This is a genomic window from Alteromonas sp. ABH4_456, assembly GCF_056160645.1.
The window spans coordinates 189,181-204,315 of record NZ_JBSWXO010000001.1 but is presented as its reverse complement, the minus strand read 5'-3'; the positions used below and the strand labels follow the sequence as shown (position 1 = coordinate 204,315).

The 15,135-nt window shown below is 48.3% G+C and carries 18 protein-coding genes; 16 read left to right on the top strand and 2 right to left on the bottom strand.

Annotated elements, in window-relative coordinates:
* Positions 1-6: 6 nt before the first annotated feature.
* The 13 genes from plsX (at position 7) to ACXAG2_RS00925 (ending at position 11,241) form a co-directional block, all read left to right on the top strand.
* On the top strand, positions 7-1,032 hold the full coding sequence (gene plsX, locus ACXAG2_RS00985) for a phosphate acyltransferase PlsX (RefSeq protein ID WP_119501521.1): 1,026 nt from the start codon (positions 7-9) through the stop codon (positions 1,030-1,032).
* Complete coding sequence (locus ACXAG2_RS00980) at positions 1,029-1,994, top strand: beta-ketoacyl-ACP synthase III (RefSeq protein WP_119501520.1); 966 nt, start codon at positions 1,029-1,031, stop codon at positions 1,992-1,994. Before plsX ends, ACXAG2_RS00980 begins: the two co-directional genes overlap by 4 nt.
* Before the next feature lie 47 nt (positions 1,995-2,041).
* Positions 2,042-2,965 (top strand): ACP S-malonyltransferase, encoded by a 924-nt coding sequence (fabD, locus tag ACXAG2_RS00975; protein WP_474863926.1) that lies wholly within the window; start codon positions 2,042-2,044, stop codon positions 2,963-2,965.
* Between the two features lie 21 nt (positions 2,966-2,986).
* Entirely contained in the window at positions 2,987-3,727 is a 741-nt protein-coding gene (fabG, locus tag ACXAG2_RS00970; RefSeq protein ID WP_474863924.1) for a 3-oxoacyl-ACP reductase FabG, read from the top strand.
* A gap of 194 nt (positions 3,728-3,921) precedes the next feature.
* The gene (gene acpP, locus ACXAG2_RS00965; protein WP_012518211.1) at positions 3,922-4,161 is read left to right on the top strand and encodes an acyl carrier protein; all 240 of its coding nucleotides are present in this window, start codon (positions 3,922-3,924) and stop codon (positions 4,159-4,161) included.
* A 79-nt stretch (positions 4,162-4,240) separates the two neighbouring features.
* Positions 4,241-5,485: a beta-ketoacyl-ACP synthase II gene (fabF, locus tag ACXAG2_RS00960; RefSeq protein ID WP_474863922.1), complete on the top strand. Its 1,245-nt coding sequence runs from the start codon at positions 4,241-4,243 to the stop codon at positions 5,483-5,485.
* A gap of 171 nt (positions 5,486-5,656) precedes the next feature.
* Positions 5,657-6,463 (top strand): aminodeoxychorismate lyase, encoded by an 807-nt coding sequence (gene pabC, locus ACXAG2_RS00955; protein ID WP_474863920.1) that lies wholly within the window; start codon positions 5,657-5,659, stop codon positions 6,461-6,463.
* Positions 6,447-7,466, top strand: coding sequence for an endolytic transglycosylase MltG (mltG, locus tag ACXAG2_RS00950; protein WP_474863918.1), 1,020 nt, complete (start codon positions 6,447-6,449; stop codon positions 7,464-7,466). Before pabC ends, mltG begins: the two co-directional genes overlap by 17 nt.
* Before the next feature lies 1 nt (position 7,467).
* Positions 7,468-8,085 carry a dTMP kinase gene (gene tmk, locus ACXAG2_RS00945; protein WP_474863916.1) on the top strand — a complete coding sequence of 206 codons (618 nt, stop codon included), beginning with the start codon at positions 7,468-7,470 and terminating at the stop codon, positions 8,083-8,085.
* 23 nt (positions 8,086-8,108) lie between these two features.
* Complete coding sequence (holB, locus tag ACXAG2_RS00940; protein ID WP_474863915.1) at positions 8,109-8,972, top strand: DNA polymerase III subunit delta'; 864 nt, start codon at positions 8,109-8,111, stop codon at positions 8,970-8,972.
* Between the two features lie 15 nt (positions 8,973-8,987).
* Entirely contained in the window at positions 8,988-9,758 is a 771-nt protein-coding gene (locus ACXAG2_RS00935; RefSeq protein ID WP_474863913.1) for a TatD family hydrolase, read from the top strand.
* Entirely contained in the window at positions 9,745-10,317 is a 573-nt protein-coding gene (locus ACXAG2_RS00930; protein WP_474863911.1) for a pyridoxamine 5'-phosphate oxidase family protein, read from the top strand. Before ACXAG2_RS00935 ends, ACXAG2_RS00930 begins: the two co-directional genes overlap by 14 nt.
* A gap of 123 nt (positions 10,318-10,440) precedes the next feature.
* On the top strand, positions 10,441-11,241 hold the full coding sequence (locus ACXAG2_RS00925) for a DODA-type extradiol aromatic ring-opening family dioxygenase (RefSeq protein ID WP_474863910.1): 801 nt from the start codon (positions 10,441-10,443) through the stop codon (positions 11,239-11,241).
* A 53-nt stretch (positions 11,242-11,294) separates the two neighbouring features.
* Here ACXAG2_RS00925 and ACXAG2_RS00920 read toward each other — a convergent pair whose 3' ends face one another.
* Both ACXAG2_RS00920 and ACXAG2_RS00915 read right to left on the bottom strand, forming a co-directional pair.
* Complete coding sequence (locus ACXAG2_RS00920; RefSeq protein ID WP_474863908.1) at positions 11,295-11,759, bottom strand: YchJ family protein; 465 nt, start codon at positions 11,757-11,759, stop codon at positions 11,295-11,297.
* 50 nt (positions 11,760-11,809) lie between these two features.
* Complete coding sequence (locus ACXAG2_RS00915; protein ID WP_474863906.1) at positions 11,810-12,169, bottom strand: deoxyguanosinetriphosphate triphosphohydrolase; 360 nt, start codon at positions 12,167-12,169, stop codon at positions 11,810-11,812.
* Positions 12,170-12,534: 365 nt separating this feature from the next.
* Here ACXAG2_RS00915 and ACXAG2_RS00910 point away from each other — a divergent pair, with 365 nt between their 5' ends.
* From ACXAG2_RS00910 to ACXAG2_RS00900, 3 genes are read left to right on the top strand one after another with little or no spacing between them, the layout of a single operon-like run.
* Positions 12,535-14,118: a flavin monoamine oxidase family protein gene (locus ACXAG2_RS00910; RefSeq protein WP_474863904.1), complete on the top strand. Its 1,584-nt coding sequence runs from the start codon at positions 12,535-12,537 to the stop codon at positions 14,116-14,118.
* Positions 14,119-14,134: 16 nt separating this feature from the next.
* Positions 14,135-14,530 (top strand): c-type cytochrome, encoded by a 396-nt coding sequence (locus tag ACXAG2_RS00905; RefSeq protein ID WP_474863902.1) that lies wholly within the window; start codon positions 14,135-14,137, stop codon positions 14,528-14,530.
* Positions 14,531-14,545: 15 nt separating this feature from the next.
* Positions 14,546-15,070, top strand: a complete 525-nt coding sequence (locus ACXAG2_RS00900; RefSeq protein WP_349586931.1) for a RidA family protein — start codon at positions 14,546-14,548, stop codon at positions 15,068-15,070.
* The last annotated feature ends 65 nt before the right edge of the window (positions 15,071-15,135 follow it).

Below are 15,135 nucleotides of genomic sequence, written 5' to 3'. Positions count from 1 at the left end.
CAACTTTTGTCTAAGCTAACCATTGCGTTAGATATCATGGGGGGCGATCATGGTCCCCCTGTTATCCTTTCCGCTACCCTCAAAGCCATCCGGCAACATCCAGATTTCAAATTTATCTTATGTGGCCAGCAGTCCGTCATTGAACCTGCTGTCGCTGATTTATTGCCAGAACAACGTGCAAGAGTCACCATCGAGCATTGCGACGATGTCGTTGATATGGGCGACGCGCCTGCCTTTGCATTGCGCAATAAAAAGCAATCTTCTATGCGCCGCATTATTGAACTGGTGGAATCCGGGGAGGCCGATGCCTGTGTCAGTGCCGGAAATACCGGCGCGTTGCTGGCAATGGCTTATTATCTTCTGAAAACATTGCCCGGTATTGACCGGCCAGCCCTTGTATCAGCAATGCCGACAGCCAGTCACCATAAAGTGTTTCTGCTGGATCTTGGCGCAAACGTAAACTGTACGTCAGAAATACTGTTTCAATATGGTGTGATGGCCAGTGTACTTGCCCAGGAAGTGTCCGGTATTGAAAAGCCGAGAGTGGCGCTACTGAACGTAGGCGAAGAAGATATAAAAGGAAATGCGCAGGTAAAGATTGCCGATCAGTTGTTCAGAAATGCCAGCGCACTGAATTACATAGGTTATGTGGAAGGGGATGACATTTTTACTGATTATGCCGATGTAGTGGTGACCGACGGATTTACCGGCAATATTGCCCTTAAATCTACCGAAGGTTTAGCCAAACTGGTTATTAATGAAGTAAAACGACAATCCCAAATGAACCTTTTAAGCCGTTTGATGGCCAGAATAGCGTTGCCGCTGCTGAAAAGCATCTACAACAGGGTGAACCCCGACCAGTATAACGGGGCGAGTCTGATAGGATTGCGCGGCATTGTCATCAAGAGTCACGGAAACGCTTCCGCTGACGCTTTTTACTATGCGATTTATCAGGCAATGCAAGAAGCCAAAATGGGCATTCCTGAGAAAATAAAAAGTAAAATAGAAACGGTTTTGTTGGAGCAGCTTTGAGCAATTATTCACGAATTATCGGGACCGGAAGTTATTATCCCAGTGAAGTGCGTACTAATGCCGACCTGGAAAAAATGGTCGATACCAGTGACGAATGGATCACTGAACGTACCGGGATTAAAGAAAGACGAATTATCGGTGCTGACGAAACAGCCGCCACCATGGGATTTGAAGCTAGTAAGCATGCTATAGAAGCTGCCGGTATCGACCCGAAGTCCATCGACATGATTGTGTGTGCAACCACCAGTGGTGCCCATGCATTCCCCAGCACAGCGTGTGAAATTCAGGCGATGCTCGACATTAACGGCATTCCTGCGTTTGATGTCGCCGCTGCCTGTGCCGGTTATTGTTATGCCCTGAGTATTGCCGATCAGTACATCAAGTCTGGTATGGCTAAACGGGTGCTGGTTATTGGTACAGACTGTCTGACCCGCATGATGGATCCGACCGACCGCGGTACAATTATTCTGTTTGGCGACGGTGCAGGTGCAACGGTCATTGAAGCCAGTGAGGAACCGGGCATTTTGTCTACCCATATTCACGCAGACGGTTCTTACGGTGAATTACTCTATGCCGGTAATCCTCAACGGGGTGTAGCATCTTCCGTTGAAGAAAACTGGTGTGCTATGAAAGGCAATGAGACTTTCAAAGTGGCCGTCACTAAATTGTCTGAGACTGTAGAACAAACCCTTGCAGCCAATAATATGGCAAAATCTGATCTTGACTGGCTGGTACCGCACCAGGCAAACTTCCGCATTATTAAAGCGACTGCCAGAAAGCTGGACATGTCGTTAGATCAGGTTGTGCTGACCCTGGAAAAATACGGTAACACGTCTGCTGCAACCGTGCCTACAGCACTGGATACTGCTATCAGAGATGGCCGTATTAAACGTGGTCAGAATCTTCTTCTTGAAGCATTCGGCGGAGGCTTCGCCTGGGCTTCAGCTCTGGTAAGATATTAAGTCCGGTCTGCAGACCGGCACGATAAAGATAACAATAAGGAACAATAATGACTCGTACAGCTTGTGTATTTCCGGGACAAGGTTCCCAGTCTGTCGGCATGCTTAAAGAGCTGGCTGAAAGCCACCCTGTTGTAATTGATACATTTAAAGAAGCGTCAGACGCGTTGGGATATGACTTGTGGGATCTGGTGCAGAATGATGCCGACGGCAAGTTAAATGAGACTCACATCACGCAGCCTGCACTGCTGACAGCCAGCGTTGCCATCTGGCGTATTCTTCAGGAAAAGCAGATTCAGGTAGATTACCTGGCCGGTCACAGTCTGGGTGAATATTCAGCGCTGGTTTGTGCCGGTGCCATTGAATTTAAAGACGCTGTGAAGCTGGTAGAAGCCCGTGGTCAGTTCATGCAACAGGCCGTACCGGCCGGAGCAGGGGCAATGTACGCCATTATCGGGCTGGATGATGAAACCATTGCTGAGTGTTGTCAGCAAACAGCTATTGCAACCGGTGAAGTTGTGTCTCCGGTTAACTTCAATTCGCCGGGCCAAGTGGTCATTGCCGGAGAAAAGGCTGCCGCAGAACAAGCTGCAACGGCATGTAAAGACGCCGGTGCAAAACGTGCGTTACCACTGGCAGTCAGTGTGCCGTCTCACTGCGAACTGATGCGTCCTGCTGCTGACCAGTTAGATGATGCACTGGCTGCAATCAACATTACTGCACCTGCGATTAACGTGGTGAACAACGTTGATGTGAGCGTAGAGTCTTCGGCTGAAGCGATTAAAGATGCGCTCGTGCGTCAGTTATATTGTCCGGTGCAGTGGACCCGTACCGTCGAGTTCCTTGCAGCACAAGGCGTAGAGAAAATTGTTGAAGTGGGGCCGGGTAAAGTATTAACCGGTCTGACAAAGCGAATTGATAAAGCATTAACCAGTGTTGTGGTAAATACGCCGGACACACTGGCTGATCTTTAATTACTCAGAATCAGGAAAATTATGAGTCAGTTATCAGGTAAAGTCGCCTTAGTAACAGGCGCAAGTCGCGGTATCGGTAAAGCCATTGCTGAAGCACTGTCTGCGCAGGGCGCAACCGTAGTTGGTACTGCAACCAGCGAAAATGGCGCTGCTGCTATTTCTGAATATTTAGCGGCATCAGGCGGTAAAGGCCTGGCGTTAAATGTGACAGACAAAGCATCGGTGGAAGCCGTGCTGAAGAACGTTACTGATGAATTTGGTGCTATTGATATTCTGATCAATAATGCCGGTATCACCCGTGATAATCTGTTAATGCGAATGAAAGATGACGAGTGGCAGGACATTATCGATACCAATCTGTCATCTATCTTTACGCTGTCTAAAGCCGTGTTACGCGGTATGATGAAGAAGCGTTATGGTCGTATCGTCAATGTTGGTTCAGTAGTGGGCAGTGCCGGTAATGCCGGACAGGCAAACTATGCTGCTGCAAAAGCCGGTGTGATTGGATTTTCAAAATCTATGGCACGTGAAGTGGCATCCCGCGGTATTACCATCAATGTGGTCGCTCCGGGCTTTATCGATACTGACATGACGAAAGCATTGACAGACGACCAGCGAGAAGCGATCTTTAAGGACATCCCGGCAAACAGACTGGGTGCACCGGAAGAAATTGCTTCAACTGTTGCTTTCTTAGTCAGTGATGGCGCTGCGTACATCACTGGTGAAACCATCCATGTGAATGGTGGAATGTATATGAATTAATGTTGCCGTCTGGCAGCAATTTCGTGCCTGAGCCTTGTTTTGCTTGGGTGTTGGTGTTAAAAAATTGTAGAATTAATTGGTTGGTTGCTGGTTTGACCAGGATATTTACATCACTTGGTACTTGCAAGGATAGCCCTTGCAAAATAAACTAGCGGCACTTTTTTATCTAGTGACGTTAAGGGAAACCTAGAATTATGAGTAACATCGAAGAGCGCGTAAAAAAGATCATCGTAGAACAGCTGGGCGTTAAAGAAGAAGAAGTAAAAGCTGAAGCTTCCTTCGTTGATGATTTGGGCGCAGATTCACTCGACACTGTTGAGCTGGTTATGGCTTTAGAAGAAGAGTTCGATACTGAAATTCCTGATGAAGAAGCAGAGAAGATCACTACCGTTCAGTCTGCTATCGACTACATCAACGCAAATAAAGACGCGTAAGCGTTCCTGAGTTTTGCGAAAACGGCTCTGTTAAGAGCCGTTTTCGTATCTAACGTTAGTTCCAATACGAGGGCTTTTTGTGACAAAACGTCGCGTAGTAGTTACTGGTATGGGTATGCTTTCACCACTGGCTTCTAATGTTGAAGACACGTGGAGCCGCCTGTTAAAAGGTGAAAGTGGTATCGGTGACATCACCTTATTCGATTGCAGTAACTATTCCACTCGTTTTGCCGGTCAAGTCGATGATTTCGACCCGCAAGATTACATCGAAAAGAAAGAAGCAAAAAAGATGGACCGGTTTATCCAGCTCGGCATTGCCGCGGGTAAGCAGGCTCTTGCTGATTCCGGTCTGGCGATTTCTGATGAGAATGCTCACCGTGTAGGTGTGGCTATCGGTTCAGGTATCGGCGGTCTTGAACAAATCGAGCAGAACCACGTTAAACTGATGAACAGCGGTCCTAAGCGCGTTTCACCGTTTTTTGTGCCTTCTACTATCACCAACATGATTTCCGGCTTCCTGTCTATCATGGAAGGCCTGAAAGGGCCGAACCTGAATATCGTGACGGCCTGTACAACCGGTGTGCACAATATTGGTGTGGCAGCGCGTACCATCGCTTACGGTGATGCTGACGCCATGCTTGCAGGTGGTGCTGAAGCTTCTATTACCCCGCTGGGTATCGCAGGTTTTGCGGCAGCCAGAGCGCTGTCCTCAAACAACGATGCGCCGCAGCAAGCCAGCCGTCCTTGGGATAAAGACCGTGATGGCTTTGTTATGGGTGAAGGTGCCGGTGTGATGATGCTGGAATCTTATGAATCTGCAGTTGCCCGTGGTGCTAAAATCTATGCTGAACTGACAGGCTTCGGAATGAGCGGTGATGCATATCACATGACTTCACCTCCTGCAGATGGTGAAGGCGCAGCCCGTTCTATGGAAAACGCCTTACTGGATGGCGGTGTTAACCGTGAAGATATCGGTTATATCAATGCTCATGGTACGTCCACACCAGCTGGAGACATTGCAGAAGTTGCAGCAGTAAAGCGGGTATTCGGTGAGCATGCTCATCATTTACTGGTCAGCTCGACTAAGTCAATGACCGGTCACCTGTTGGGTGCTGCCGGTTCGGTAGAAGCTATTTTCACCGTGCTTGCACTGCGTGACAAAATGGCGCCGCCTACTATCAACCTGGACAATCCGGGTGAAGGCTGTGATCTTGATTTTGTTGCACACAAAGCGAAATCATTTGATACGCCTTACGCCTTATGTAATTCATTCGGCTTCGGTGGTACTAACGGTTCATTAATCTTCAAACGTATTGAAGGTTAATGTACTTGATTGCGAAAAGGCAGCATCACGCTGCCTTTTTTGTATCTGAAGTATAGTGACTGGTTATGCGTAACTCGCTTCCGGTTTTTGTAAGCCGCGTCTGCACACTGTAAATCCCTGCATCTGCTGGTATACTTCCGCACTGAATTTTATCAATGACTCACACTCTTTATGTCTGAAGACATACATCAGGACCGCGCATTTCAATACGGTGATGGCATGTTTACCACTATGCATGTGGCTTGTGGCCGTGTTGCTCTGTGGTCTCTTCATAAACAGCGGTTACAAAACGACAGTGCCCGGTTGGGATTAACTGTAGATTTGGCCTTGCTGACTGAACAAGTGCATGCGGCAGCGGAAAAACTGGCTGATGGCGTGCTGAAAGTGCACATTTCTTCAGGTTGCGGCGGTCGTGGTTATCAGCGTCCGGCAGGGCAATCTGCTGTCTGGCGGTTATCTGACTTCACTGTGCCGGCTCAGTATGCTTGCTGGCAGAAGCAGGGAATTGCTGCTGACATCAGCCCGGTGACGCTGGGTTTGCAACCTTTGCTCGCAGGTATCAAGCATATAAACCGGCTCGAACAGGTGCTGGTGAAAGAACAGATTACCCTCGATGATGCCATCGTGTGTGATATGCAGGGCTACGTGACAGAGGCGAGTGCCAGCAATGTGTTCTGGTATGCAGACGGTCAGTGGTATACGCCCTCACTGGATAACGCCGGCGTGGCCGGTGTTTACCGGGCGTTTATTCTTTCTACCCTTGAGCAGGCCGGCAAGCCTGTGATAACAGGAAAATTTACGATTTCAGATCTTAAAGAAGCCAGCGCGGTTTTTTTATGTAATGCGTTGATGCACATTGTACCGCTGAACCGTATTCAGTTTGATGATGCAGAGGTTCACTTCGATTGCGGGCCGGTTTGGACGTTGCAGCAGCAAATGAATGAGGCTTATGAGAGGGAACATGAAACGCCTGATTAGTATCCTTGCAGTGCTTTTTGCCGGCTTTGCTTTCCTGGCCATCGCTTATTTCTGGTCTGTTAAACAACTCACAGCACCACTTTCGTTAGAAGATGACGTTTTGTATACCGTACCCCAGGGCAGTTCTGCGACTTCTGTTGTCCGCGATTTACTCGATAACGGCCTGGCGTCTTTTCCTCTCCTTACTGCAAAAGTGTGGTTGAAACTGGATCAGCAGGCCAGTGCTGTCAGAGCGGGTACCTATCAGTTAACGCCCGGGATGTCTGCAGTGGACGCCTTGTATCTGTTTGCCAGTGGTGATGAATATCAGTTCCAGATAAGTCTTGTGGAAGGGTTGACGCTCAGCCAGTGGCTGATTTTACTCAGAACCGATATGAATCTGGTTCAGGATGTTACCGGAGATGATGCATTGTCCGGGCTGGCAGCCGCCGTTGAAGGTTATGATTCACAGGCCTGGCCGGAGGGTTTATTCCTGGCAGATACCTATCATTATACTGCCGGTACATCTGTTTCTGATATCCTCAGACGCGCCGCTGAGGCATTGAGCCGGTATCTTCAGCCACAATGGGATAGCCGCCCGGGGGCATTACCCTATAAAACGCCTTATGATGTGCTGATCATGGCGTCAATTATTGAGAAAGAAACCGCCGTCGCCAGCGAGCGGCCCCTCATTGCCGGTGTATTCGTTAACAGGCTGGACAGTGGCATGCGCCTGCAAACCGATCCCACCGTTATTTATGGTCTTGGCGATGAGTTTGACGGTAATCTGACCCGTCAGCACCTGCGGGGTAAAACACCGTACAATACGTATACTATTAACGGTCTACCGCCCACACCTATTGCTATGCCGGGTAAAGCGGCCATCGATGCGGCTCTGAATCCGTCGCTGACGGATGCGCTTTATTTTGTGTCCCGCGGTGACGGGACACATGTTTTTTCATCTACGCTGGAAGCCCACAACGAGGCCGTTAACCAGTATCAGCGGAATATCAAAAAAGAATAATATGTCAGGAAAATTCATTGTTATAGAGGGCCTTGAAGGGGCAGGTAAAAGCTCTGTTATAGAGGTAGTGAAACAGTTTATTGAAAGCCGCGGGCATTCCTGTGTTTGTACCCGTGAGCCGGGTGGTACGCCGATGGCTGAGGCCATCCGTGAATGTGTTAAAGGTGACTGGCAGGAAACAGTAGCCGAAGAAACGGAATTAATGCTGATGTATGCTGCCCGCCGTCAGTTGCTGGTTAACGTCATCCATCCGGCCCTTGAGAGAGGAGAGTGGGTGCTGGGTGACCGTCACGATATGAGCTCACTTGCCTACCAGGGCGGCGGCAGACAAATCCCTGAAGATAAATTGATGGCGCTTCGGGACTTGTGTCTGCAGGGCTTTGGTCCCGATCTTACCTTGTATCTTGATGTTGAGCCGGAAACCGGATTGCAACGGGCGCGGGGCCGTGGAGAGTTAGATCGGATCGAACGTTCGGGGCTGGCTTTTTTTGAGCGCACCCGTGAAAAATATCTGTCATTGACAAATGAATCGCCAACGGCGTTTCTCATTGATGCCATGCAGCCTATGGAAAACGTACATCAGGATGTGTTAAGTACGCTGGAGGCTAACCTGCCATGACGCCCGGATGGCTGCGACCTCTGTTGTTGAAGTTTACAGACAGACTCCGGTTGCGTAGTCTGCATCACGCATTATTGCTATCAGGTATTGCTGGTACCGGCAAACGTGTACTGGCTACAGCACTGGCAAAAACCATACTGTGCAAACAGGTATCAGATGAAGGCAGTTGTGGTCAATGCCAGAGTTGTCAGCTTTTTGAAGCCGGTAACCATCCGGACTATCACCAGCTTGTCAGTGAAAAGCAACTCGGCGTTGATGCTGTACGGGGTGGCATACAAAAGTTAGCAGGGACTGCTCAGCTGGGTAATAATAAGGTACTGGTGATCCCCGACGCGGATACCATGACAGAAGCGGCCTCTAATGCGTTACTCAAAACGCTGGAAGAACCGACGGTAAATACTTATTTATTGTTACTTACGAGTCGCAAAACGGCGCTGTTACCCACTATTCTGAGCCGGTGCGAAAAACATGATATTCCTTTGCCGGCTGAGCAGACCGTTATCGACTGGCTTGGCGCCCGGGGCATACCTGACGTTACCCCGGCAACCTTAAAAGCCTATGGCTATGCGCCCTATACTGTACTGGACAGTTTGCAGGAAGGTGCCGAAGGGTTGTCGTTCACCGGCTATCAGCAGGGGATTGCTGATTTGATGGGGAATAAAGAAACTCCCCGCAGTCTGGCTTTGAAATGGCAGGAGCATGCTGTTCAGGTAGTAAAATGGTTACAAAGCGATGCCCATGAAAAATATATCCGCACATTGCATTCCGACGATTACCGGGCGTCGTTAAAATGTCAGCAGGCGTCTGCACAACTGCAGCATCCCGGCGTAAATAAAGCGGTGATCCTCACCGGCGTACTGGCCGTTTTTTCTGTTAACCCGTTATAAATAAGGTACTGAATTTTGTTCGTAGATTCCCATTGCCATCTGGACCGTTTAAAAATGGACAAGGCCGGACTGGAAGAAACCCTGAAGTTTGCCCGTCAGCGGGGAGTTGAGCATTTCCTGTGCGTCTCTGTTTCTGTTAAAGACTACGATGACATGTATGAAGCGGTAAAAGACTTTCCTGATGTGTCTGTTTCATGCGGGGTTCATCCCTTACATCAGGAAGATGCCTGTGATTACGACACATTACTGGCGAAAGCGTCTAATCCTGAAGTTGTTGCAATTGGTGAAACGGGTCTGGATTATTTTTACAGTGCTGACACGAAAGAAGTGCAGCTCGCTTCATTTGTGGATCATATCAAGGTTGCGAATGCCCTTAAAAAACCGCTGATCATTCATACCCGCGATGCCCGCGAAGACACTCTGTCTTTGCTTAAGGAACATAAAAATCCCGAGACAAAAGGGGTATTACATTGTTTTACCGAAAGTCTAGATATGGCCCTGGCTGCTATCGATATGGGCTTTTATGTTTCCATTTCGGGCATTGTGACGTTTAACTCGGCGGATGAACTCCGTGAAGTAGTAAAAGCGTTACCCCTTGAGCGCTTGCTGATAGAAACAGATTCTCCATGGCTGGCACCGGTTCCTCACAGGGGAAAACAAAATCAGCCTGGCTTTGTGGTCGAAGTGGCTGAATTTATTGCATCCGTAAAAGGGGTAACCGTGGAAGAACTGGCCAGACAGACCACTGAAAACTTTTACACCTTATTCAGTCATGTCAGACAATAACCCCCTTATCTGGACTGAGCGGCTTTTGAAAAGCTTACAGGCCGGTAAAGATTCACCTGAAAGCCGCTTCATGCAGGTTGCCACCTGCAATAAGGACGGCTTTCCTGAAAACCGCACGCTGGTTTTCCGGCAGCTCGATAGTGATGAAGGGATTATTTACGCGGTGTCTGATCTGAGAACCGCAAAAGCTGACGCGCTTAAAGCGAATGCCAATGCTGCTATTTGCTGGTACTTTACCGGCAGCAGAGAGCAATACCGTTTAAATTGCACTACCACAATTATCACTACGGATAACGCACCGAAAGATATTCACCGCGCATGGTGTGAAATGTCGGTACAGGGCAAAAAGCAATTTCTGTGGGGTGTACCCGGTACTGTCAGACAACCGGCAAAGCCTCTCAAGGCGGAAGGCGATATGAATACACCCCCGCCGCATTTCTGCAAGCTGGCTTTCAGGGCAGACTCAGTTGATTACCTGAACCTGAAAGGTAACCCTCAATATCGGGAATTCCAGACACGATGTGATAACGACTGGCAAATCCGGGCTGTTATTCCCTGAAAACCGGTAATCACCATTTCATTAAATCGTCTTCACCGTTTCATTTAAGCATACAGACAGTACGCGGGATCAATAGGAAAATAAGCGTCAACACGATAGCAGTTTCTGTTTCCCGGAGTATTTATGCAAAATCTTGCTCAGAATATTATTTATCTTTCTCACGGTGGCGGACCATTTCCGCTTCTTGGTGAGCCTTCTCATCAGGGGATGGTGGATCAACTAAGCGGGATCGCTGCCACATTGCCGGTTCCGGAACGCATTCTTCTGATCAGTGCACACTGGGAAGAAAGTACCTTTAGCGTAACAGGGCATCCGTCACCCGGTTTAATTTATGATTATTACGGCTTTCCGGAAGAAGCTTACAGTATTGCCTATCCGGCCCCCGGGAATCCTCAATTTGCCGGGGCATTACAAGATTCGGTGAGAGCGGCTGGCATAAAATTATCAGTGTCACCGGAAAGAGGGTTTGATCACGGTATGTTCGTGCCGCTGAAAATCATGTTTCCTCAGGCTGATATTCCTGTCGTTCAGTTATCGTTAAGTAAGCATCTCGACGCTGCTATGCATGTACGTATGGGTGAGGCGCTGGCAAAATGTGATTTATCTAAAACGCTGGTGATAGGTTCAGGGTTTTCCTTCCACAATATGAAAGCGTTCTTCAAACCGGTTGCCGGTGCAGATGAGATGAATGATGCTTTTCAGCTCTGGCTGAAAACACTGATGACTGATGTCGGTATCAGGGAAGGAGAGCGCTCACATCAACTCATCAACTGGGAAACAACGGCGCCGAATGCCAGATTTTGCCATCCCCGTGAAGAACATTTATTGCCCTTACACGTATGTTACGGACTGGCAGGGAAACCGGCAAAGCACGTCTTTCAAACGCACATTGCAGGAAAACTGGCGACAACATTTTTATGGTGACAACCGTGGGGTCGTTCAGGATGGTTTGATAATTGTCCTGAGCTGTACTTCCGTCAGGAACCTGTCTTTCGCTGGCAGCAAAGTTTGAATTTTTTACCGCTCTGACAGAAACAGGGATCGTTTCTGCTAATTTTTACGGTGCCGGTATCATCATGCAGTTTTCCGCTGTCATAGCGCCAGCAATTGTTTTCTTTCAGGAACAGTGATGTTTCATGGAGAACACCGGTTTTCCGCCTCTCAGCATACCACGCTCTGAATTCCACATGGTTTGTATTTGTTTGCAATACATCAAGATGGAGCCAGGTCGTGCCGGATGCACTTTCTTCAAGAGCACTGACTGTCAAATCTGCCCGCTTTGGTGCTGTATAGGTTTTGAGTACGTATTCATAATTTTTGCTGACATACGCGGAGTATCTCGAACGCATCAGTTGTTCCGGTGAAGTCGCCTCTTGCTGGTCAGCCAGCAATGGCCCGCAACATTGATTTCTGTCTTTACCGCTATTGCAATAACACTGCATTATTTTGCCCGTTTAACTTTTTCGGGGCAGTGTACCTTTGTACTGGGCTATCACCAAGGTCCGGTAACCACATTCTTCATTTCGCTGTTTTGTTCATCGTTGGTAACCCGCAGATTCACAAGTGAAACGGCATAACGGCGACATAATTGTTGAATTACCACCCGTTGCTGATCGTCCAGAGCCAGATTCTCTACATATATCGTTTTGCACTGACCAGACATGATGAGCCTTGAAATCCATCCTGGTACATCTTCTTCCGAAGGTTTCTGCATACGGATACTGTGTGGCACATCTTTTTTAAAGGCTACCGATTCTGCAAGTAAGTACGACCAGCCACGGGGACGTGAAACTTCACGGGGCGCGCCATCAAAGGCAAAGCTGAGTTGAACGACGTTGTTTGAATGAGTCATGGTAATCCCTGTTTGTTTATACAGTGTATGTGTATACAGTATTTCAGGATGAAGACTTGTGCAAGTATTTTTTTGCATAAAAAAGCAGCGCAACACAACAGATTTGGACAGCAAGCCAGCAGTGGCGTGGGCTGAAGTCGTTAACACTTTTAACATTGGTGCATCGAATGCATCTTAATAGGGCAACAGGTGTCCTGAGTTTGAGTGATAAATGAATTAGAATTCACATATAAATAACATGTTGTGGCCGGTTCAGCGGATTATCGTATTTTTTGACCGTTTAACCCTGCTCAGCTCAATGTGGTACTTACAGTGCAATATATGCGTATCTGTCGATATTTCATTAAGTACAAGGAGGGCAGTCGTTGAGCAGTCATAGTATGAGCCGCCGTGCATTATTAGGGTGGATTGGTAAAACCGCGGGCGCCGGCGCGATGTATCAGGCCATGAGTTCACTTGGTTTTGCGGCCGAATCTACAAAGCCCGGTACATTGAAATTAAGCGGTACGAAGAAAGGGGCATCTGTACTGGTGTTGGGTGCCGGTGTTGCGGGTATGACAGCGGCTTATGAGCTGCGCAAAGCCGGCTACAAGGTGAAAATCCTTGAGTTTAATGGCAGAGCCGGTGGTCGTTGCTGGACACTTCGTGGTGGCGATACTTATACAGAACTGGGAGGTGCGACCCAGCAATGTCAGTTCGCTGAGGGGAATTACATCAATCCGGGTCCCTGGCGTGTGCCCTATCATCACCATCATGTGATGTCTTACATCAATGAGTTTAACGTACCTATTGAGCCTTTTATTCAGGTCAACTATAACGCTTACGTGCATTCAACTAAAGCGTTCAACGGTAAACCTCAGCGTTACCGCGAAGTGCAGGCTGATTACCAGGGATATGCTGCTGAGTTATTGAATAAAGTCATTAACCAGAATGCACTTGATGCTGAATTGAGCGGTGAAGACAGAGAGAAGCTTTTTGAGTCTCTTCGTCACTGGGGAGCACTGGATAAATCTTCTGCCTATAAAAAGTCCTATGAGACAAGTTTACGCCGTGGTTTTAAAGTACCAGCGGGCGGCGGACTGTCACCCAAACCTGAACCCTCCGAATTGTTTGACCAAAGTGCTTTACTGCAGTCTGAACTGTGGAAATACATAGTGAATGGCCAGGACATCGAATTCCAGAGCAGTATTTTTCAGCCTGTTGGTGGTATGGACAGTGTTGCGAAAGCCTTTGAGAAACGGGTTGGTGATCTTATCGAATACAACGCCAGAGTCACATCTGTTGATCAGAGCGATTCCGGTGTAACAGTGAAATACGACCAGCAGGGCACTGCCAAAGAGGCACAGGCTGACTGGTGTGTGTGCACAATTCCTCTCTCGATTCTTTCACAGACCCCCGTCACAGCAAGCAATGCAATGAAAACCGCTATCCGCTCGGTGCCTTACGCAGCGTCAGTGAAAGTGGGCCTGGAATTTAAGCGCCGCTTCTGGGAGCAGGACGATGCAATTTATGGCGGTGTTTCATACACCAATCTGCCCATTACTAATATCAGTTATCCCAGTACAAAGTTTTGTGACAAAGGCAAAGGGGTGTTGCTGGGCGGCTATGTATGGGGGCCGAACGCTTTCGAATTTACCTCGTTGTCACCGGAGGAGAGAGTCAAAAAAGCCGTTCAGTACGGCAAACAGATCCATCCGCAATACGAGCAGGAGTTTGACAACGGCATTGCCGTAGGCTGGCACAGGGTGCCCTGGACACAAGGATGCTACGGCGTGTGGACTGAAGAAAAGCGGGAAGAACACTATGAAAACCTGTGTCAGGTAGATGGTCGTCTGGTACTGGCCGGTGAGCACGCTTCAAATCTGCCTGCATGGCAGGAAGGGGCTATAGCTTCGGCGCGGGACGCTATTGAACGGTTACATGCCAAAGCACTGACAACGGCTGCATGAAAGAGAGGACAGAACAATGAAATCATTAATTAACGTTGCCGGTACCGGTTTACTGCTTCTGAGCAGCTGTGCATTTGCTACTGATGATGCCGGTTTTTCTCAGGGTAAGAAATTTGAAGAAGTGTCCGGAGATGAGCTTTATCACGCTATTTGTCAGGGATGCCATATGCCTGATGCACAGGGTGCCAAAGGTGCCGGAGCCTATCCTGCACTGGCAAACAATCCCAAACTGAGTGCTGCTCCCTATGTCACATTTATGGTCAGTAACGGTATGGGTGGTATGCCCGCATTAAAACAATATTTATCCGATGAACAAATCGCCGAAGTGGTGAATTATACACGTACCCACTTTGGTAACCATTTTACTGACACCGTGAGTGCAGAAGACGTTAAAACCATTGCCCGAAGATAAAAAGGAAAAAAGTAAATGAAAAAGTTATTAGTTGCCCCGTTACTACTGAGTGCTGTACTTGCAAATACAGGTTGCAGTGAAGCAGAAGCAACCTCCACCCCGAAAGAAACTGTTATACGTCACGGTTTAATTGGTTCAGATTTCCCCATACTGCGCGCCTCTGAAGTGCCGGCAACCAGTACCATTGTATTTTTAAGCGGGTCTGTACCCGGCGTAAGCAACCCTGACGCACCGGAAGGCAGCAGGGAGGCCTACGGTGATACAGAAATGCAAACCGTGAGCGTCATGAAACGTATCGACGAAAACTTGAAAAGTCTGGGGCTCACTATGGGCGATGTCATCAAGATGCAGGCATTTCTGGTCGGGGATCCTGAAATGGACGGGAAAATGGACTTTGCCGGCTTTATGCGAGGCTATACTCAGTTTTTCGGAACAGATGAACAGCCTAACTTGCCTTCACGGTCAGCTTTACAGGTTGCCGGTCTGGCGAACCCTAACTATCTGGTAGAGATTGAAGTGACTGCGGTTCGTCCTGAGTAATTCTCAAAGAATCTTGTGCCGGCGATACTATGCTTTCGCCGGTATTTTACTAAATACAGGGTATG